The 19,414-nt window shown below is 68.6% G+C and carries 15 protein-coding genes; 9 read left to right on the top strand and 6 right to left on the bottom strand.

Annotation, left to right across the window (positions count from 1 at the left end):
- Positions 1 to 15: 15 nt before the first annotated feature.
- Positions 16 to 1,320 carry an MFS transporter gene (locus OG300_RS17915; protein ID WP_405497377.1) on the bottom strand — a complete coding sequence of 435 codons (1,305 nt, stop codon included), beginning with the start codon at positions 1,318 to 1,320 and terminating at the stop codon, positions 16 to 18.
- Between the two features lie 297 nt (positions 1,321 to 1,617).
- Between OG300_RS17915 and car the strand changes: the two genes are divergently transcribed.
- A complete protein-coding gene (gene car / locus OG300_RS17910) occupies positions 1,618 to 5,127 on the top strand; it encodes a carboxylic acid reductase (protein ID WP_405497375.1) in 3,510 nt (1,169 codons plus the stop codon).
- 50 nt (positions 5,128 to 5,177) lie between these two features.
- On the opposite strand, the gene OG300_RS17905 is transcribed toward car, so the two are convergent.
- The gene (locus OG300_RS17905) at positions 5,178 to 5,813 is read right to left on the bottom strand and encodes a TetR family transcriptional regulator (RefSeq protein ID WP_405497373.1); all 636 of its coding nucleotides are present in this window, start codon (positions 5,811 to 5,813) and stop codon (positions 5,178 to 5,180) included.
- Positions 5,814 to 5,934: 121 nt separating this feature from the next.
- Between OG300_RS17905 and OG300_RS17900 the strand changes: the two genes are divergently transcribed.
- Positions 5,935 to 7,074: a lipase family protein gene (locus tag OG300_RS17900; protein WP_405497371.1), complete on the top strand. Its 1,140-nt coding sequence runs from the start codon at positions 5,935 to 5,937 to the stop codon at positions 7,072 to 7,074.
- A gap of 55 nt (positions 7,075 to 7,129) precedes the next feature.
- Here OG300_RS17900 and OG300_RS17895 read toward each other — a convergent pair whose 3' ends face one another.
- Both OG300_RS17895 and OG300_RS17890 read right to left on the bottom strand, forming a co-directional pair.
- Positions 7,130 to 7,915 (bottom strand): VOC family protein, encoded by a 786-nt coding sequence (locus OG300_RS17895; protein WP_405497369.1) that lies wholly within the window; start codon positions 7,913 to 7,915, stop codon positions 7,130 to 7,132.
- 155 nt (positions 7,916 to 8,070) lie between these two features.
- Complete coding sequence (locus OG300_RS17890) at positions 8,071 to 8,862, bottom strand: SDR family NAD(P)-dependent oxidoreductase (protein ID WP_405497367.1); 792 nt, start codon at positions 8,860 to 8,862, stop codon at positions 8,071 to 8,073.
- Between the two features lie 166 nt (positions 8,863 to 9,028).
- On the opposite strand from OG300_RS17890, the gene OG300_RS17885 reads away from it, so the two are divergent.
- The gene (locus OG300_RS17885; RefSeq protein WP_405497365.1) at positions 9,029 to 11,068 is read left to right on the top strand and encodes a CocE/NonD family hydrolase; all 2,040 of its coding nucleotides are present in this window, start codon (positions 9,029 to 9,031) and stop codon (positions 11,066 to 11,068) included.
- Between the two features lie 93 nt (positions 11,069 to 11,161).
- On the opposite strand, the gene OG300_RS17880 is transcribed toward OG300_RS17885, so the two are convergent.
- Complete coding sequence (locus tag OG300_RS17880; RefSeq protein ID WP_405497363.1) at positions 11,162 to 12,931, bottom strand: ABC transporter ATP-binding protein; 1,770 nt, start codon at positions 12,929 to 12,931, stop codon at positions 11,162 to 11,164.
- Between the two features lie 86 nt (positions 12,932 to 13,017).
- Here OG300_RS17880 and OG300_RS17875 point away from each other — a divergent pair, with 86 nt between their 5' ends.
- From OG300_RS17875 to OG300_RS17860, 4 genes are all read left to right on the top strand, one after another.
- Positions 13,018 to 13,506, top strand: a complete 489-nt coding sequence (locus OG300_RS17875; RefSeq protein ID WP_405497361.1) for a MarR family winged helix-turn-helix transcriptional regulator — start codon at positions 13,018 to 13,020, stop codon at positions 13,504 to 13,506.
- A gap of 79 nt (positions 13,507 to 13,585) precedes the next feature.
- Positions 13,586 to 14,230 carry a pentapeptide repeat-containing protein gene (locus OG300_RS17870; protein ID WP_405497359.1) on the top strand — a complete coding sequence of 215 codons (645 nt, stop codon included), beginning with the start codon at positions 13,586 to 13,588 and terminating at the stop codon, positions 14,228 to 14,230.
- Positions 14,231 to 14,270: 40 nt separating this feature from the next.
- Positions 14,271 to 16,520 carry a molybdopterin-dependent oxidoreductase gene (locus OG300_RS17865; protein WP_405497357.1) on the top strand — a complete coding sequence of 750 codons (2,250 nt, stop codon included), beginning with the start codon at positions 14,271 to 14,273 and terminating at the stop codon, positions 16,518 to 16,520.
- On the top strand, positions 16,517 to 17,023 hold the full coding sequence (locus tag OG300_RS17860) for a winged helix-turn-helix transcriptional regulator (protein ID WP_405497355.1): 507 nt from the start codon (positions 16,517 to 16,519) through the stop codon (positions 17,021 to 17,023). Before OG300_RS17865 ends, OG300_RS17860 begins: the two co-directional genes overlap by 4 nt.
- Before the next feature lie 3 nt (positions 17,024 to 17,026).
- Here the strand turns inward: OG300_RS17860 and OG300_RS17855 are convergent, their stop codons facing one another.
- Positions 17,027 to 17,569 (bottom strand): YaeQ family protein, encoded by a 543-nt coding sequence (locus tag OG300_RS17855; RefSeq protein ID WP_405497353.1) that lies wholly within the window; start codon positions 17,567 to 17,569, stop codon positions 17,027 to 17,029.
- A 111-nt stretch (positions 17,570 to 17,680) separates the two neighbouring features.
- Between OG300_RS17855 and OG300_RS17850 the strand changes: the two genes are divergently transcribed.
- Together OG300_RS17850 and OG300_RS17845 are read left to right on the top strand one after the other, a co-directional pair.
- A complete protein-coding gene (locus OG300_RS17850; protein WP_405497351.1) occupies positions 17,681 to 18,382 on the top strand; it encodes a L,D-transpeptidase in 702 nt (233 codons plus the stop codon).
- Between the two features lie 228 nt (positions 18,383 to 18,610).
- Positions 18,611 to 19,333, top strand: a complete 723-nt coding sequence (locus OG300_RS17845; protein WP_405497349.1) for a response regulator transcription factor — start codon at positions 18,611 to 18,613, stop codon at positions 19,331 to 19,333.
- Positions 19,334 to 19,414: the final 81 nt, after the last annotated feature.

Genomic DNA, 19,414 nt, shown 5'->3' with positions numbered 1-19,414 from the left:
TAGCCGACGGGTCCGTCACGGATGCGCGGACACCACGCGCGGCATCGGCGCGACCGTGCCGGGGCACGGCGCGGGGCACAGGTGTCCGGCGAGTGCGGTGTGGGTGTTGGTGTGCCGGGTCGCACCGGCCATGGCGATCGCCTCGAGCGCGATGACGATCCCGCCGTAGACGTAAGTGGTGGTGGTCAATCCGAAGCGCTGCACGCTGAGTCCGGCCAGCACCGCCGGAATGCTCAGTGCCAGATAGGAGACCACGTAGATGGCGGTCACCACCTCCGCGCGATTCTCGGCCGGGCTCAGTCCGGTGAGCATGCGCAGCGCCCCGGAGAACGACGGCCCGAATCCGATTCCGGCCACCACGCTGGCGGCGAAGAACAGCCACACCGAATGCGTCGCCGCGCCGACCAGTGCCAGCGAGACGCCGGTGATGAGCAGCGCCGGTCCGCGCCGCAGCGCCTGATCGATGGTCCAGTCGCGGGCCAGCACGGCGGTCACCGCCGAGGTGCCTTGCAACGCGACCACCACCAGTCCGCCCGCGAGCGGACTGGTGAGGTGGAACTGGACCCGCATGAGCGCGCCGCCGAGGGCCAGATACAGCCCGCCCAGCGCCCAGGTGGCCGCGATCGACGGCATCAGCGTCACGAAGGCGGCCCGGACCGGTTGCGGCACCGACACTTTCGGCTTCAGCGAGGCGAGCGCCAGCCCGTCGGGCCGCACCGTCTCCGGGATCGCCAGCACTCCGACCACGATGACGGTGAAGGCCGCCGCCAGCAGCCAGTACACCAGCCGGGTCGGTGCGGGCGCGTAGGCGACCAGCAGTCCGGAACTGATGGCCCCCACCGCGAGTCCGCCGCCCGCGGCCACATTGGTCATCAGCGCGCCCAGCCGGGATTCGGCGGGCTGCAGGTCGATCAGCGTGGCCGAGATGGCCCCGGTGGCCAGTCCGGTGGCGATGCCCTGCACGATGCGGGCGGTGAAAAGCCATGCCACCGACTGGGCTTCGGCGAAGGCCAGGGTGCCGGCCAGTTCCAGGATCACCGCGGCGATCAGTACCGGCCGCCGTCCGACGTGATCGGACAGCGAGCCCGCGAACAGCAGTGTCACCAGCAGCGCGATGGCGTTGGCGGCGTACACGCCGGTCGACACCAGCGCCGAGTAGTGCCACATCTGCTGGTACACCGGGTACATCGGCGAGGGCGCTGCCGACGCGAACAGCAGCAGCCCCAGTGCGACCGACAGCAGCCAGAATGCCGAGGTGTTCGACATCCGGTAGCGCGCAGGGGTTTCGACGCCGGTGGCGTCGTGGGAAAGCTCAGGCATGGTTCCTCGGGCGATCGTCGATTACGTGCGGTTCGAGTCTGGCCCACTCCCACCGTGGCCGCCAGACGACGGGTTCGAGGGGGCGGTGGCGCAAACCGAAATCGTGGAAGTGCGATACAGCTCACACCCCGAGTGACAGGTCTTCCCCGGACAGCGCATTCTTTGGGGGTGGTGGGTCGCGGCGGTTCTCGGTGCGGCTCGCCGTGGGGCCTGCGGGATCTTGACTTCCCCGGGGGACCGGACCATCGTTAAGTAGTTAGCTTCGCTAATTTATGGGGAGAGCAAGGGAGGCCATTGATGCTCGAGGATGCCCCGGAAGTCCCGCCCGCACCGGATTCGGAGATGGTGCGGCGGTTCACCGAACTGCTCGCCGATCCGGCGATCCGCGCGGCCATGCCGCTGCCCGAGGTGTCGGAGGCGGCCCGGGAATCCGGGCTGGGACTCGCGCGGGCGGTGGGCGTCCTGATGGACGGCTACGCACAGCGCCCGGCCCTCGCCGAGCGCGCCGCCGAACTCGTCACCGGCCCCGACGGCCGCCGCACCCGGCGACTGCTGCCCGCCTACGAGACCATCAGCTACGGCGAATTGTGGTCGCGGGCAGGCGCTCTCACCTCCGCCTGGCATCACGACGACCGAAATCCACTGCGCGCCGGTGACTTCGTCGCCATGCTCGGCTTCGCCAGCGGCGACCTGACCACCGTGGAGCTGGCGAGCATCCGGCTCGGCGGCGTCGGCGTCCCGCTGCAGTCCAGTGCCGCTCCCGCGCAATGGCGTTCGATCCTGCTCGAGACCGAGCCCAAGGTGCTCGCCGTCGGTGTGGACCTGCTCGGCCCCGCGCTGGACGCCGTCCTCGACGGCGCGCCGGTGCCCGCCCTGGTCGTGATCGACTTCGAGCCCGGCGACGACCGGCAGGCCGAACTGTTCGAGGCCGCCCGTGATCGTCTGGCCGAGTCCGGCACCGGTATCACCCTCGACTCCCTCGCGACGCTGCTGGCCCGCGGCCGGGAACTGCCCGAGGTACCGCTGCACGTCAGCGCCGACCCCGACGAGCTGGCGCTGCTCATCTACACCTCCGGCAGCACCGGCACCCCCAAGGGCGCGATGTACCCGGTGCGTCTGGTCATCGGAATGTGGCTGGGCCCCACGGTGATTCCGGCCCCGGTGATGAACTTCGCGTACATGCCGCTGAGCCACGTCGCGGGCCGCATGGTGCTGGTCGGCACCTTCGCGCGTGGCGGCACCGCGTATTTCGCCTCCGCCGCCGATATGTCCACCCTGTTCGAGGACATCGCGCTGGCCCGGCCCACCGAGGTGTTCTTCGTACCGCGCGTGTGCGACATGGTCTATCAGCGCCACCAGGGTGAACTGCAACGCCGCCTGGCCGCCGGGGAGGATCCGGCCGCCGCCGACACCGCGGTGAAAACCGAACTGCGCGAACAGTTCCTGGGCGGCCGCCTGGTCCGCGTCATGGTCGGCTCCGCGCCCATCTCGGTGGAGATGAAGCAGTTCATGGAGTCGGTGCTCGGCTACCCGATGATCGACGGTTACGGCTCCACCGAGGCCGGTGGCGGACTGCTCATCGACAATCAGATCCGCCGCCCACCCGTGGTGGACTACCGACTGGTCGACGTGCCGGAGCTCGGCTACTTCGGCACCGACAAGCCTTATCCGCGTGGCGAACTGGTGGTGCTGTCCACCCAGCAGATCCCCGGCTACTTCAAACGCCCCGAGGTGACCGCCGAGATCTTCGACGCCGACGGCTACTACCGCACCGGCGACATCGTGGCCGAGATCCGCCCCGACCACCTGGTCTACGTGGATCGCCGCAACAACGTGCTCAAGCTGTCGCAGGGCGAGTTCGTGACGGTGGCCAAGCTCGAGGCCATGTACGCCACCAGCCCGCTGATCGCGCAGATCTTCGTGCACGGCTCCAGCGAGCGTTCGCATCTGCTCGCGGTGATCGTGCCGACCGCGGCCGCGCGACTGCTGGATCCGGCCGCGCTGCCCGCCGCCCTGGCCGCCTCGATGCAGCAGATCGCGAAGGACGGTGAGCTGGAATCCTACGAGATCCCGCGCGCCTTCCTGCTCGAGGACGAAGCGTTCACCCAGGAGAACGGCCTGCTGTCCGGTATCGCGAAACTGTTGCGGCCCAAGCTGAAAGAACGCTACGGCGCCCGCCTGGACCAGCTCTACGACGACCTGGCCCGCCAGCAGGCCGACGAGCTGCTCGCGCTGCGCCGCGACGCGGCCGATCACCCCGTCGTCGAGACGGTGTGCCGGGCCGCCCGCGCGGTGCTCGGCGGCGAGGAGCCCGCGCCCGACGCGCATTTCACCGACCTCGGCGGGGATTCGCTGTCGGCGCTGTCGTTCTCGACGCTGCTGCGCGAACTCTTGGACGTCGAGGTCCCGGTCGGCGTGATCGTCAGTGCCGCCAACGATCTGGGCCGCCTGGCCGCCCACATCGAGGCCGAGCGCGGCGCCGGCGGCAGCCGACCGACCGCCGCAACGGTCCACGACGGCACCGTGATTCGCGCCGCCGACCTCACCCTGGACCGGTTCCTCGACGCCGCCACCCTGGCCGCCGCACCGACCCTGCCGCGCGCCCCGCAGCCGCCGCGCACCGTGCTGCTCACCGGAGCCAACGGCTACCTCGGCCGGTTCCTGTGCCTGGAATGGCTCGAACGCCTCGACGAGACCGACGGCACCCTGATCTGCGTGATCCGCGGCCGCGACGCCGAATCCGCCCGTCGCCGCCTCGACGAGGTGTTCGACAGCGGCGATCCGGAACTGCTGCGGCACTACCGGGAACTGGCCGCCCGCCGCCTGCGGGTGCTGCCCGGCGATATCGGTGAAGCGAATCTCGGCCTGACGCAATCGGATTGGCAGGAACTCGCCGACACCGTCGACCTGATCGTGCACCCGGCCGCACTGGTCAACCACGTGTTGCCCTACGGACAGTTGTTCGGCCCCAACGTGGTCGGCACCGCCGAGGTGATCCGCCTGGCCCTCACCACCCGCATCAAGCCGGTCACCTACCTGTCCACGGTGGCGGTCGCCGCGCAGATCCCGCCCGCCGACTTCACCGAGGACGGCGACATTCGGGTCATCAGCCCGGTTCGCGGCCTGGACGACGGTTACGCCAACGGCTACGGCAACAGCAAGTGGGCGGGCGAGGTGCTGCTGCGCGAGGCGCACGAACTGTGCGGCCTGCCGGTCGCGGTGTTCCGCTCCGACATGATCCTGGCGCACAGCGACTACGCCGGACAGTTCAACCTGCCCGACATGTTCACCCGCCTGCTGCTGAGCGTGCTGGCCACCGGCCTCGCCCCGAAGTCGTTCCACGCCTTGGATTCCCACGGTGAACGGCAGCGCTCACACTACGACGGTCTGCCCGCGGACTTCACCGCCGCCGCCATCACCACCCTCGGGGCGGCGGTGGTCGAGGGCTTCGAGACCTTCGATGTCCTCAACCCGCACGACGACGGCATCTCGCTGGACGAATTCGTGGACTGGCTCATCGATTCCGGTCACCCCATCGACCGCATCGAGTCCTATCCGGACTGGTTCGCCCGCTTCGAGACCGCGCTGCGCGCCCTGCCCGAAGCTCAGCGCGCACATTCGGTGCAGCCCCTGCTGCACGCCTACCGGTACCCGTCCCCGCCGATCGCCGGTGCCGCCCTGCCCGCCGACCGCTTCCACGCGGCCGTCCGGCAGGCCGAACTCGGTCCCAGTGGCGACATTCCGCACCTGACGAAGGAACTCATCACCAAGTACGTCACCGATCTGAAACTGCGTGGCCTGCTCTGAGTTTCGCCGATGCCGCCCGGACGTGACCCGGTCCGGGCGGCATCGCTGGCTCAATCACCCACGGCGGCAGAGATTTCCAACCCGTGTTGCAGGCTGCTGATGACGTAGTCGAGCACTTCGTACAGGGCGGTGAGCGTGGGGTCCGGGCTGCGGGCCCAGCGATCGAGGCCGACGCCGAAGGCCGCGAAGGCGGTGGCGGCGGCGAGCTGGGCGCGCAGATCGTCCTCGGGCAGGCCCGCGCGCCGGGCGAAGCAGCGGGCCAGGGCGTCGCGGCGGCCGAACGCGCCGATGAAGTTCTCCCGGCGCAGTGCGGGATTGGTGATCAGCACCAGGCGGGCGCGCCGCGCGGTCTCGGCTTGGCGGCGGCGCTGTTCGGGTTCGACCGGATCGAGGATGAATTCGCGCAGCGCGCCGCGCATGGCCTCGAACACGGCCTCGCGCGGCGGTCGGCCCTCCAGTGCGTCGATCAGGTAGGCCATCACGTCTTCCTCGTGGCTGAAGACGACGGCGGTTTTCGACGGGAAGTGCCGGTGGAAGGTGCGCCGCGAGACTCCGGCGGCGTCGGCGATCTCCTGCACGGTGGTCTGCTCGAAGCCGCGACGCTCGAACAGCAGTAGCGCGGCGTCGATCAATTCCTGCCGCACCCTTGCCTTTTCGCGTTCGCGCAGCCCGGTCGCCGCCGTCATATCGCCTTACTCCTCACCGTGTCGGCACCCTGGTGTCTCAATGTGACACTTTTCAGGATAGTCTGTCCGAAGTGTCTCAATGTGACACCAATGCGAGACGAACGTGAGAGGACACGCCCCGATGACGCGACGCACCGTGATCACCATGGTCTCCGCGGCCCTGCTGGCCACCGGCCCCCTGACCGCCACCGCCCTGGCCGACCCGCCCGCGCAGTCCGCCGGACAGGCTCCCGGCACGGTCGTGCAGGACGACGCGCTGAGCCAGGACCTGTGGCTGCCCGGCAGCGGATCCGCGCGCAAGCTCACCTACTGGACCCGTGACTCCTCCGATCAGCCCGCGCTGTCGAGCGGTGTGGTGTTCACCCCGGCCGGTACCCCGCCGCCCGGCGGCTGGCCGGTGATGTCGTGGGAGCACGGCACCGTCGGCATCGGCGACGACTGCGCGCCCTCGCTCACCGGCCGCTCGCAGCGCGATATCGACTACCTCGCCACCTGGATGAAACAGGGCTACGCCGTGGTGGCCACCGACTACATCGGCCTGGGCACCCCCGGCATGCACGCCTACCTGGACGGCCGCGCCGAGGCGCACGCCGCCATCGACATGGTGCGCGCCGCCCGCGCGGCCGACGGCTCGCTGGCCTCGAAGTGGGTGGCGATCGGACAGTCCCAGGGCGGCGGCGCAACGGTTTTCACCGCCGCGCTCGCGACTTCCTATGCGCCGGAACTGGATTACCGCGGCGCGGTCGCAACCGGCCCGGCCTCCAACATCGTCGACGCCGCCACCCTGGTGAGCCCGTCGACCCCGCCGATCCCGTCCTCGCACATCACCGCGTACGCCACCTACGTGCTCAACGGACTGAAGGCGGCCCGCCCCGACTTCGATCTGGACAGCTACCTGACCCCGCTGGGCAAGGAGCTGGTGACCGACGCGCAGACGCTGTGCTTCACCCCGCTGGCCGATCGCGCCGAGGGCATCACCCTCAACCAGCTGGTGTCGCGTCCGCTGTCGGAGGGTGATTTCGTGGCGACCGCCCGCCCGGTGATGGATGTGCCGCTGACCGGTTACGACCGTCCGCTGTTCATCGGGCAGGGCACCAACGACACCGATGTGCCCGCCCCGCTCACCGCCAAGCTGGTCGCCGATATGGCCGCCGCGGGCACCCACCCCGAGGTGCACGTGTACCCGGGCCGCGACCACAGCGCCACCATGGCCGCGTCGCTACCCGACAGCATTCCGTTCGTGGCGCGCGTCTTCTCCTGACCCGAGGGTCCGAAAGGCCGAGTGGCGCACCGTCACTCGGCCTTTCGGCGTTTCGTCAGCCGCCGATGGTGACGTTGGTGTCGATGAGGCCGAACACCTCGCCCTGCGGCCCGGCCACCACGCCCATCCGTCCGAACGGGCTGTCGTCGGGGCCCATCAGCACCTTCGCGCCGAGCTCGGTCGCGCGCGCGAGGGCGTCGTCGGTACCCGAGACCTGGAACCAGGTCAGCCAGTACGGCATGTCCGAACCGGGCTGCCCGGTGGTGTCGGCGAAACCACCCATCGGGCGGCCGTCGGGGTCGTTGAAGGTGGAGTACACCATCCCGCCGCCGCCGATCTCGTCGAAGCCCCAGCCGAACACCTGCCGGTAGAACTCCTGCGAGGGCGCGTACGCGGTGGTGTGCAGATCGTTCCAGCAGTACGCGCCGGTTTCGTTGAAGATGCCGGCGCCGGTGTGCGACTTGGCTTCCCACACACCGAACACGCCCCCGGCCGGGTCGGCGGCGACGAACATGCGCCCGACGTCCATGACGTCGAACGGGGGTACGAACACGGTGCCGCCCGCGGCCTGGACCGCCGCGGCGACCGCGTCCGCGTCGTCGGCGGCGAAGTAGGTGGTCCACACCGACGGCATGGGCATATCGCCCATCTTCGGCCCGATACCGGCGGCCGGGCGGCCGTCGATCATGGCCATCAGATAGCCGCCGGCCTCCGGCGGGCTGTCGAGTACGTCCCAGCCGAGCAGCCGCGCGTAGAAGTCGCGGGCCGCGCCGGGGTCGTCGACCGAGCAGTCGACCCAACATGGGGTGCCTTGTGGCCAGGGGTTGTCGCGAGTGGGCATGGAATCCTCCCGAGGAAGGTGGGTGGGAGCCTGTCGGCAGGCAGGCGCATCGTCAGCTAACCACCTTTCCGGGCAATAGGGACGGTGAATCAGAGCTGTTCACGAACCGTTTCCGGGCTGCGGGAAGCGGCTGCTCGGGAGGTTTCGGGCCGGGGTCAGGGGCGGTGCGGGTTCGCGCCGCCGTCGACCACGATGCGCTGCCCGGTGAGGTAGCCCGCGGCGGGGGAGACCAGGAACGCCACCACGTCGGCGATCTCCTCGGGGCGGCACACGTGACCGAAGGGGGAGGAGGCGTCGAGATCGCGTGCCCGCGCGAGGGTTCCGCCGCTCAGCGCCGCGGTGAGCCGATCACCCATATCCGAGGCGACCAGGCCCGGGGCGACGATGTTCACGTGAATCCCGTTGCGCGCCTCCTCTTTCGCGAGGGTGTGGGCGAGGGCTTCCAGGGCGGCCTTGGCCATGTTGTACGGCGCGCCACCGGCGCCCAGGGTGTGGGCGGCCACGCTGGAGATCATCACGATGTCCCCGCGCGGGCACTCGCGCATGCCGGGCAGCACCAGTTGGGTGAGGTGATGCGGCCCGATCGCCTGGATTCGCAGCAGGCGTTCGACCTCCCCGGCCCGGGTGTCGGCGACGGTATTGCCGCGACTGGCGATGCCGCCGTTGTGCACCAGGATGTCGATCGCCCCGAGTTCGGTGGTGACCTGTTCGACCATGGCGGCCACGGCGTCGGGATCGTCGACCGGCGCGTGTACGGCGAACGCGTGCGCCCCGCTCGAATTCAGTTCCGCGACGGTGTTCTTCGCGGCCTGCTCGTCGCGGGCCCAGTTCACCGCCACCGCCGCCCCGCGCGCCGCGAGGTTCGCGCTGACGGCGCGCCCGATCCCGCGGCCGCCACCGGTAACCAGTGCCACCCGACCTGCCAATTCACCTGCTGCTGTGCTCATTTCGCCCACGGTAATCGCCGCGCCGTTGCCGGGACAGAGTGTTCGCACCGCGTCCCGGCCTCCGGAACACGCTGTGTCGCCGGTCATGATTGCGCCGGGGAGTGTCGGCCGTTACAGTCCGACCGGTTGGGTACATGGCTGTTTCTCGAATCGGCGTGGGGTCGGGATGAAATTCAGAAGATTGCGGGGACGGGTGCTGGGCGCGCTCGTGCTCGCCACGGCGACGGTCACCGTCGGCGCACTCGTGACACCGCTGGCCACAGCGGATCCGGATGCCGGGGCTATGGGTGCGGCTTGGACCGGCACCCAGGACGCGGCGCCGCTGTATCCCGGCGTGCACATCGACTGGGACGTGCCGATCACCATGAGCGACGGCACCGTCCTGAAGGCCAATGTGTACAGGCCCATGGACGGTGCGGGGCATATCGTCGACACCCCGTTGCCGACCGTCGTCAACCTCACGCCGTACACGAAACTCGTGTCCATGATCGCGGATTCGGCGTTGTCGATTCCGGGTCTGGCCGAGGTGCTGTCGAACTTCCTGCAGGGCTTCGACCTCTCCGGCATCGGCATGGGCGGCCTGAGTGACCTGCTGAAAGTGGTGCCCGGCGGCGGCGCGCGGCTGTTCACCGCCGACCGCAAGCTGATCCAGTCCGGCTACACCCAGGTCGTCGCCGACGTCCGCGGCACCGGATTCTCCGAGGGCGTCTGGCAGGTCTTCCAGGAACGTGAACAGCTCGACAGCGTCGAGGTCATCGACTGGGCCAGCAAGCAGCCCTGGTCGGACGGCAAGGTCGGGATGAGCGGCATCTCGTACTCGGCGATCAACCAGGTGCAGGCCGCCGAACACCAGCCGCCCGCACTGAAGGCCATCTTCCCGGTGGAACCCGGCAGCGACCTGGTGCGCGATGTGCTCGCCACCGGCGGTGCGCTCGGATTCGGTTTCATCCCACCGTGGTTGCTCGGCGTGGACTCGCTCAAGCTGATCCCGGATCTGACCGCGCTGGTGTCGGGCAACTTCGACTGGAAGTGGCTCTCGGACCGGTTGCAGAGCCCATTGACGTTCTTCGACTACATCATTCAAGCGCTGACGGTGCAGAGCATCCCGGAGATCCCCGACAACCTCAAGAGCATCCTGGAACCCGACAGCGCCCTGCGTTCGGGCTGGCAGGGGCATCCGGATCGGGTGAAGGTGCCGACCTTCGTCTACGGCGGCTGGCACGACATCTTCACCTACTCCGAACCGCGCATCTACAACGCGATCGACCTGCCGCCCGGTCAGAAGCAGCTGATCATGGGCGACACCTACCACGCCGATCCGGGCAGCGGCTTCGGTGCGCCCGGGGCACCGCCGCGGCTGGATGTGTTGCAGCGGGCCTGGTTCGACAAGTGGCTCAAGGGCATCGACAACGGCATCGACTCCTACGGCCCGGTCACGCTGTTCCAGCAGGGCGGATCCTGGACCACCTCGGGTGAATTCCCGCGCAAGGAAGCCGATTACCGCCGCCTGTATTTCTCGGGCGCACCCAGTGGCACCGCCGCCGCCAGCGTCCACGACGGCAGCCTCACCGCCGATCCGGCCGGACCTGAGCGGCTCACGGTCGGCGCCGGCGTAATGAGCGTCTGCTCACGGGATTCCGCGCAGATCACCGCGGGCGTCACCGCCATCCTCGACGGCTGTGCCAAGGACGCCCGGCCGATGGAGCTCAACGGCCTGACCTTCACCGGTCAACCGGTCGCCGAGCCGACCCTCATCTCCGGTCCGGTGAACGTGCACCTGAACTCGGTGCTCGACGCCACCGACGGCTACTGGTCGGCCACGCTCAACGATGTCGCGCCGGACGGCAAATCGACGGTGCTGACCTCGGGGCAGCTCACCGCCTCGTTGCGAAAAGTGGACGAGGCCAAGGCGACTCGCTCCGCCAACGGCGACTACACCGACCCGTACCCGCTGCTGACCCTGGTCGACCGCGAGCCCCTGGTGCCGGGTCAGCCCACTACGATCGATCTGGGTCTGACAGCCACCGACGCCGTCCTGCAACCGGGTCATCGCCTGCGCGTGGACGTCTTCGCCTTCAACTTCCCGCGCGGCCTGCCGCTGCGGCCGATGCTCAATGAAAGTCAGCTGCTGCCACAGCACATCGACCTCAACCCGAACGCGCCCAGCTGGGTGAACGTGCCGATCGCGGGCAATCCGGGCTGGTAACGGCCCCAAAGACTCTGGGTGACAGGGCGGTCACCGAGATAGCGAACCCTGCCGTCGATATCGACGGCAGGGTTTCGTGTCCCGTGCGGGCGCTCAGCCCTCCAGGGCTCCCACGACCTCGTCGAAGCTGTCGCGGGCGAGCAGCTCGGCGTAGAACCCGTTGCGCTCCACCAGTTCCCGGTGCGTACCCCGCTCCACCACCCGGCCGTGGTCGAGGACCACGATCTGATCCGCGTCGCGAATCGTGGACAGGCGGTGCGCGATGGTGATGGTGGTGCGGTTGGCCGACAGCGCGTCGATGGCGGCCTGCACCTCGCGTTCGGTGCGGGTGTCCAGCGCGCTGGTGGCCTCGTCGAGCACCATGATCGGCGGGTTGCGCAGGATGGCGCGGGCCACCGCCAGGCGCTGCTTCTCGCCGCCGGAGAATCGGTAGCCACGCTCGCCGACCACGGTGTCGTAGCCCTCGGGCAGGCTCATGATGTGGTCGTGGATCTGCGCGGCGCGCGCGGCGGCGTACAATTCCGCCTCCGTCGCTTCGGGTTTGGCGAAGCGCAGGTTGTCGGCGACCGTCGAGTGGAACAGGTAGGTCTCCTGCGAGACCACGCCCACCGCGGTGGCCAGATCCGCGAACGACAGCTCGCGCACGTCCACGCCGTCGACGGTGACCCGTCCGGAGGTGACGTCGTAGAGCCGCGCCACCAGGTAGCCGAGAGTGGTCTTCCCCGAACCGGTTTCGCCGACGATGGCGAGACTGGACCCGGCGGGCACCGTGATGTCGATGTCGCGCAGCACATCCCGGTCGGCGTCGTAGGCGAAGCCGACGTTCTCGAAGCGCACCTCACCGGTGATCCGGGCGGGCAACGCCTTCGGCTTGTCCGACTCCTGGATTTCCGGTCGCAGATCCAGGTATTCGAAGATCCGACCGAACAGCGCGAGGGAACTCTGGATGTCCACGCCGGTGGACAGCAGCATGACGGTGGGCCGCAGCAGCCCGGATTGCAGCGTGGTGAACGCGACCAGGGTGCCGATCGACACCATGGGATGCCCGGAGGCGACGGTCATTCCGGCCGCCCAGTAGATCACCGCGGGCATGGCGGCCATCACGATGGAGATGGTGGACTGCCGCCACCGCCCGGCCATGCTGGAGCGGATCTCCAGATCGACCAGCCCGCGCGATTCGCGGGTGAAGTCGTCGACCAGCGCGGGGGAGCGACCCATGGTGCGCGAGAGCAGGATTCCGCTCACCGACAGCGATTCCTCCACGATCGCCGACATTCCGGCCAGCTTGCGCTGCTTCTCGGTGGTGATGCGGCGGCGTTCGGAGCCGACCCGGCGGCTGATCCAGACGAACAGCGGCAGCATCACCAGCGAGACCAGGCTCAGCCGCCAGTCCAGCGCGAACATGGCGATCAGCGCGGCGACGACGGAGGTGAAGTTGGAGACCAGCGAGGTGGCCGTCGAGGTGACGGTGGACTGCATGCCGCCGATGTCGTTGGCGATGCGCGACTGCACCTCGCCGGTGCGGGTGGCGGTGAAGAACGACAGCGGCATGGACTGCAGCCGCGCGTACACCGCGGAGCGCAGATCGTGCATGACGTCCTGCCCGACCGTGGTCGACCAGTAGGTCTGCAACACGCCGAAGACGCTGTTGAGCGCGGCCACCGCGATCATGCCCGCAGCCAGCGCGGTCAGCAGACCGGTGCGGCCGTGCGGGAGGGCGTCGTCGATGATGCCGCGCAGCAGGAACGGCGAGGCCAGCCCGGCCAGCGAGGCCAGGCCGACCAGGCCCGCGACGAGTGCGAGTCGGCCGCGGTAGGGATGGAAGAGCCGGAGGATCCGGCGAAGTTCGTGTTTCGAAGTCATAGGGCGCCTCCTTTCGAGGGAGTCTGTGCGCTGTAACTGAGTTTGACTCATAATTGTTCCGAGGACAATGAGTTATGCTCTGAATCATGTCGAGCAGTCATGGAGACGAACCGCGGGACGGGCGTGCCGTGCCCGAGGACGACCTGGCCGAACTGTTCCTGCGCACCACCAAGCGGCTGCGCCGCACCCAGGCGTCGCGACTGTCCCCGCTCGGGCTCACCCCCGCGCAGGCCCGCGCGCTGCGCATCGTCGGCCGGGCGGCCGAACACGGTGACGAACCGCTGCGGATGTTCGCCCTCGCCGAGTATCTCGGCATCGTGCCGCGCTCGGCGACCACCGTGGTCGACGCCTTGGTCTCGGCGGGACTGGTTGCGCGCGAACCGGATCCGGCCAATCGCCGCGCCACCCTGGTCACCCCGACCGCCGCCGGACGACGTGCCCTGGACGGCATGTCCGAGGCCCGCCGCGAGGCCGCCGAGGAGATCTTCTCGGTGCTCACCCCCGAAAAGCGCGCGACCCTGCGTGGTCTGCTCGCGGAGCTCGGCACCGACGCGGCCGACCGCCGATCCTGCTGAGCAGCGCCTGGATTCGGTCCTGTCGGTCGTCAGGTCTAGCGTCGGGTGCGCTGTCCCGACGACGTGAGGATCCTCGCTGATGCCCCGAGAGCTGGCCGACCTGCCCTTCGCGCGCTTCCTGGAGGTTCAGGACGAATTGCGCGACGAGGGCGCGTACGACTGCGCCCACTTCCAGGGCCTCTCGCTCGACGACCCGCAGCTGCGCGGCGTCACCTTCACCGAGTGCGCCATCTCGGCCACGACCGTGAACGGCGGCTTCTTCCGGTACTCGCGCTTCAACGACGTGTGGCTGGGCAGCACCCGCTGGATTCGCACCGATCTCTCCGAAACCAATTGGATGGACGTCGAATTCGTGATGGCGGCGCTGTCCGGGGTGGAGGCGTTCGGGTCCACGCTGCGCCGGGTGAGCTTCCACAACTGCAAGTTCGATGCGGTGAACCTGCGCGGCGCGGTGCTCAACGAGGTGTCGTTCGTGGACTGTGTGCTGCGTGACGTCGACATCAGCGAGGCCAAGCTGACCTCGGTGACCTTCCCCGGCTCGGAGATCTCCGGGCTGAGCCTGCGCAATGCCAAGCTGAAGAAGGTGGATCTGCGCGAGGCCCGCTCGGTCGGCATCTCGAGCGGCGTCGAATCGCTGTCGGGTGCGCTGATCACCAATATGCAGCTGTTCGACCTGGCCCCGGTCTTCGCTCACACCTTCGGAATCACCGTCAAGGACCTGTAGTCAGTAGCGCTTGTGAACTGACTCGAGTTACCCTGCTCACATGACGGACTGGCGGCCCACGGCCTGCATCCTGTGCGAGTGCAACTGCGGCATCCAGGTGCTGCTCGGGCCGGACGGCCGGTCGTTCGAGAAGATCCGCGGCGACAAACTGCACCCGGCCTCGGCCGGATACACCTGCAACAAGGCCTTGCAGCTGGACCGCTACCAGAACGGGCACACCGGTCGACTGACCGCGCCGCTGCGCCGCCGTCCGGACGGGACCTTCGAGGAAATCGATTGGGACACCGCGATTTCCGAGATCTCGGCACGGATGACCGAGATCGGGCACCACTTCGGCGGTGAGTCGATCTTCTACTACGGCGGCGGTGGCCAGGGCAATCACCTCGGCGGCGCGTACGCCCCCGCCACCATGGCCGCCTATGGCATGAAGTACCGCTCCAGCGCACTGGCGCAGGAGAAGACCGGCGACTTCTGGGTGGGCGCGCGGATGACCGGATATCCGCTGCGCGCCGATGTCGAGCACGCCGAGGTGGCGTTCTTCATCGGCAAGAATCCCTATCAGTCCCATGGATTTCCGCGGGCGCGCACCGTGCTCAAGGAGATCGCCAAGGATCCCGCCCGCTCCATGATCGTGCTCGACCCCGTCCGCACCGAGACCGCCGAACTGGCCGACTTCCACCTGCAACTGCGGCCCGGCACCGACGTCTACCTGCTCACCGCCATGGCCGCCATCCTGGTGCGCGACGACCTGCTCGACCACGCCTGGCTGAGCGAGCACACCACCGGCCTGGACGCCGTGCTCGCCGTGCTGCGTGCCGCGCCGATCGAAAAATACTGTGCCATAGCCGATGTCGACCTTGACCTGGTCACCGCGGCGACCCATCGGCTGGCGCGTGCCGAATCGGTGGCGGCCCTCGAAGATCTCGGCGTCCAGATGAACCGCTACTCCACGGTCGTCAGCTACGCCGAGAAACTGGTGTGGCTGCTCACCGGAAACGTCGGAAAGCCCGGCACCCAATACGCTTTCACCGGCCTCACCAATATCGGCCACGATCGCGGGCATCCCGCGGGGGAGGGGCCCAAGAGCCCGGTCGTCGGCGCGCAGATCGTGAGCGGCCTGGTGCCGTGCAATGTGATCAGCGAGGAGATCCTCACCGATCATCCCGCGCGGTATCGGGCCATGTTCATCGAGAGCTCCAATCCCGCGCACTCCCTGGCGGATTCGGCCCGCATGCGCGAGGCGCTCGAGGCCCTGGAACTGGTGGTGGTCATCGACGTCGCCATGACCGAGACCGCGCGCCTGGCCGACTACGTGCTGCCCGCGCCCACCCAGTTCGAGAAGTACGAGGCCACCTTCTTCAACTTCGACTTCCCGCGCAACATCTTCCACCTGCGCCACCCCGTGCTGCCCGCGCCGGAAGGCGTGCTGCCGGAACCGGAGATCCACGCGCGCCTGGTCGAGGCGGCCGGTGTGGTCGGCGAGGCCGACTACGCCCCGCTGCGCGCCGCGCTGGCGCAGGGCCGCGAGGCGTTCGCCATGGCGTTCCTCGGCATTCTCGGCGACCCGAGCCGTTCCAAGCTCGCGCCCGTGCTGCTGTATCGCACTCTCGGACCGACCCTTCCGGACGATGCGGCCTCGGCGGCGCTGCTGTGGGCCGCCGCCTACAACATGGTGCGCCGCTTCCCCGCCAGTGTGGAACGCGCCGGATACGGCACCGGACTCGAGGCCGGGGAGCGGCTCTTCGAAGCCATTCTGACGGGTGAGCACGGCATCGTGATCAGCGAGGACGACTACGCGGAAACCTGGAATCGGCTGCGCGACAAGATCATTCGCCTGGAGATTCCGGAGCTGCTGGCCGTCGTCGCCGATCTCCCCGACGACGGCGGCGAATCCGGTGAGTGGCCGTTCATCCTGTCGGCCGGTGAACGCCGCGCCTTCACCGCCAACACCATCTTCCGCGATCCCGGCTGGCGCAAGCGCGATGCCGTCGGCACCCTGCGCATCAGCACCACCGACGCCACCCGCCTGGGTCTGGCCGCCGGCGATCTGGTCGAGGTCACCACCCGCCGCGGCAGCGCCCGGGTGCCGGTCGAACCCACCGACCGCATGCGGTCGGGACACCTGTCGCTGCCCAACGGTTTCGGTCTCGCGGTCGCCGACGCCGACGGCAACCCGGTCACCACCGGTATCGCGCCCAACGAACTGACCTCCTTCGACTCCCGCGACGAGTGGGTCGGCACGCCCTGGCACAAGTACGTGCCCGCCCGCCTGGATACCGTGAGCGTATGAAACGGACGAGCTTCGCGAACTGGCCGTGCACCGTCGCCCGCACCGTCGACCTGCTCGGCGACTGGTGGACGCCGCTGATCCTGCGCGAAGCCTTCTACGGCGCAAAGCGTTTCGACGAATTCGAGGCCACGCTGGGGCTGAGCCGCAATGTGCTCACCCAGCGTCTGGCCCGCCTGGTCGATGCCGGACTACTCACCCGCGTCCCCTACCAGGAGCGTCCGGTGCGCCACGAATACCTGCTCACCGAACAGGGCCGCGACTTCTTCCCGATCATCGCCGCCATGATGGCCTGGGGTGACCGCTATCTCGCACCCGCCGACGGCGAACCCATTGTGCTGCACCACGACACCTGCGATCACGACACGCACGCCGAGGTGGTGTGCGCGCACTGCCGCGAACCCCTGCACCACCGCGACGTCTCCGCCCGCCTGGGCCCGGGATTCCCGGCCCGCCTGCGCGAAACCGCCCTGGCCACAGGACGATTCACCGAGACGGCCGACTGAGGGCTACGCCAGCGAGTGCTCTTCGACCGGTGTGGAGAACGCCGCGCCGTTGAGTTCCAGATACAGCAGCCCGTCGCTGCGCGACACCGAGAAGTCGTTGCGCCGGCCGATGCTCCCGACGGCCTCGTCGATGGTCTCGCGATCGAAGGAGTAGACCGGGATCGTCTCGGCCCGATGGATCTTCTTGCGGGGCAGCGCGGCCAGCACCTTCTCCGGATCCCGATGCGTGTAGATGACCACCCGATCCGCGTGCTTGCTGGCACGGTGGATGCGATCGGCGTCGGGTGCGCCGACATCGATCCAGTCGGTCAACCGGCCGGTGAGATCACGCACCAGCACCGGCGGCTGATCGGTCGAGGAGACGCCGCCGTCGCTGAACGTGATGCCCTCGGTGTACTCCAGGCAGTAGGCCAGCACCCGGGTCAGCATGTATTCGGCGGTCTCGGAGGGGTGGCGTGCCACCCGCAGCTCCAGTTCCTCGTAGACATTGCGGTCGACGTCGGCCAGGTGGATGCCGAACTGGTGCAGGGTCGCGTTCAAGGCCATAAGGACTTCAGCCTAGAGGGGCGTGGCGGCACGGCCGCGACCGGGCGAGTTCGCCGGACACGCGCGCCGGGATCGCGCGATCGCGTTCGGGCACGCACACTGACAGACGAGATGATCGTCAATCGCCGGGGCCGAGTCCTCGTATCCATCGCCGCTGCGGCCGCCGTGCTGGCCGCCGCCGTGGGTTGCGCGAGCAAGCCCGCGCCGCCCGTGTCGCAGCCGACCTACACCGGATCGGCCCAGCAGCTGATCGATGTGGAGGCCGATTCGGCGAGCTCCACCGCGGGCACCCTCACCACCTGGGAGCGCTCCGGATCGGGGTGGACGCGGGTGTTCGGGCCGGTGCGCGCGGATCTCGGCGCGGACGGCATCGGGCAGGCCACCGAGACCGCCTCGCGCACCCCGCAGGGCGTATGGACGCTGACCGAAGCCTTCGGCATCGCACCGGACAACGGCACCAGGTTGCCGTATCGGCAAGTGACGCAGTCGGATTGGTGGGTGTCGGACGTGCGCTCGCCGTACTACAACACGCACTACGCCTGCGCGCCCGGCAGTTGCCCGTTCGACGAGTCCGCGGGCGAGGATCTCGGAACCGCCGGTCCCGCTTACGATCACGCCGTGGTCATCGACTACAACCGGTCACCGGTGGTGCCGGGCGCGGGCTCGGCCTACTTCCTGCACGTCGGCGACGGACATCCGACGGCGGGCTGCGTGACATTGAGCCTGGCCGAACTGAACACGGTGATGCGCTGGCTGGATCCGGCCCGCAAGCCGGTCATCGACATCGGCATCCGGGACCATTCCGCGAGCTGATACGCGAAACCTCTTGTGCCTGTTCTCACAATGTCGCAAATGTGCCTCACACCCTGATTCGCGCGCCCGATCTCCCCATTGTCCAGTGTTGTTACCGGAATGCCACGCCGATCACATAGCAATAGGTGTGATGTAAATCAGCTATCGAGCGGCATATACGAATTACATCGGTGTTTCGTCTCGCTAAGGTGCGGGTAACCGACCTCGTCGGGCGAAAGGACATGGGTAATGGGCGCGAGTCTGATGATCGTGGGAAACGACCTGGACCAGGGCGCTCTGCGGAACGCCATGGAGGAAGAAGGCTACGAGGTCACCGGGGCGGGTCAGGCCGAGACGGCGCTGGACCGGCTGCGCCACTACGGCGCACCCGACGTGATGATCGTGGATCTGCTGGTCGGCGACATGGACGCCTTCACCTGTATTCGCGAGGTGCGCCGCGCGCACGAGGTGCCGATCATGGTGGTCAGCAGCAGCGAGGACACCCATGACGTGGTCGCCGCACTGGAGGCCGGGGCGGACGACTTCGTCACGAAACCGTTGGCGTTCAAGGAGATCAGCGCGCGCGTGCGCGCACTGCGCCGCCGCCCGCACCTGGGCGCGCTGCCCGACGACCCCGCGCCGGAGCCACCGGCGGAACTGGTGCTCGACGCCGATCCACAAGCGCCGCTGGTGCTTTCGCCGGACGGCGGCGTGGTGCGCCGTGGCGACGAACCGGTGCACCTGACCATCACCGAATTCCGGCTGCTGTGCGAACTCGCGGCGAATCCGGGCCGGGTGCTCAGTCGCACGTTCCTGCTCGAAAGGGCTTGGGACGAAGGCTTCTTCGGTGACGAGCGGCTGGTGGACGTGCACGTGCGGCGGCTGCGCACCAAGATCGAGGCCGATCCCTCGGAACCGCACATCGTGGTGACCGTGCGTGGCCTGGGTTACCGGTTCGACCCGCCCAAATAGCGCTGCGCAAACGGTCTTCCGGCCGCGCGGTCATCGGATCGTCATGAGATCGCAATGAGTTCGCATGGAAGACCACAACGT

Origin of the sequence: Nocardia sp. NBC_00511, from assembly GCF_045161165.1 — a bacterium.
Lineage (GTDB): Bacteria > Actinomycetota > Actinomycetes > Mycobacteriales > Mycobacteriaceae > Nocardia.
Note: the sequence above shows the minus strand (reverse complement) of the source record. Positions and strands in the feature narration are given on the sequence as shown.

Excerpts from the sequence above, each read along its gene's own strand:
- OG300_RS17915 (WP_405497377.1), bottom strand. The coding sequence starts at position 1,320 with ATGCCTGAGCTTTCCCACGACGCCACCGGCGTCGAAACCCCTGCGCGC.
- car (WP_405497375.1), top strand. The coding sequence starts at position 1,618 with ATGCTCGAGGATGCCCCGGAAGTCCCGCCCGCACCGGATTCGGAGATG.
- OG300_RS17905 (WP_405497373.1), bottom strand. The coding sequence starts at position 5,813 with ATGACGGCGGCGACCGGGCTGCGCGAACGCGAAAAGGCAAGGGTGCGG.
- OG300_RS17900 (WP_405497371.1), top strand. The coding sequence starts at position 5,935 with ATGACGCGACGCACCGTGATCACCATGGTCTCCGCGGCCCTGCTGGCC.
- OG300_RS17895 (WP_405497369.1), bottom strand. The coding sequence starts at position 7,915 with ATGCCCACTCGCGACAACCCCTGGCCACAAGGCACCCCATGTTGGGTC.
- OG300_RS17890 (WP_405497367.1), bottom strand. The coding sequence starts at position 8,862 with ATGAGCACAGCAGCAGGTGAATTGGCAGGTCGGGTGGCACTGGTTACC.
- OG300_RS17885 (WP_405497365.1), top strand. The coding sequence starts at position 9,029 with ATGAAATTCAGAAGATTGCGGGGACGGGTGCTGGGCGCGCTCGTGCTC.
- OG300_RS17880 (WP_405497363.1), bottom strand. The coding sequence starts at position 12,931 with ATGACTTCGAAACACGAACTTCGCCGGATCCTCCGGCTCTTCCATCCC.
- OG300_RS17875 (WP_405497361.1), top strand. The coding sequence starts at position 13,018 with ATGTCGAGCAGTCATGGAGACGAACCGCGGGACGGGCGTGCCGTGCCC.
- OG300_RS17870 (WP_405497359.1), top strand. The coding sequence starts at position 13,586 with ATGCCCCGAGAGCTGGCCGACCTGCCCTTCGCGCGCTTCCTGGAGGTT.
- OG300_RS17865 (WP_405497357.1), top strand. The coding sequence starts at position 14,271 with ATGACGGACTGGCGGCCCACGGCCTGCATCCTGTGCGAGTGCAACTGC.
- OG300_RS17860 (WP_405497355.1), top strand. The coding sequence starts at position 16,517 with ATGAAACGGACGAGCTTCGCGAACTGGCCGTGCACCGTCGCCCGCACC.
- OG300_RS17855 (WP_405497353.1), bottom strand. The coding sequence starts at position 17,569 with ATGGCCTTGAACGCGACCCTGCACCAGTTCGGCATCCACCTGGCCGAC.
- OG300_RS17850 (WP_405497351.1), top strand. The coding sequence starts at position 17,681 with ATGATCGTCAATCGCCGGGGCCGAGTCCTCGTATCCATCGCCGCTGCG.
- OG300_RS17845 (WP_405497349.1), top strand. The coding sequence starts at position 18,611 with ATGGGCGCGAGTCTGATGATCGTGGGAAACGACCTGGACCAGGGCGCT.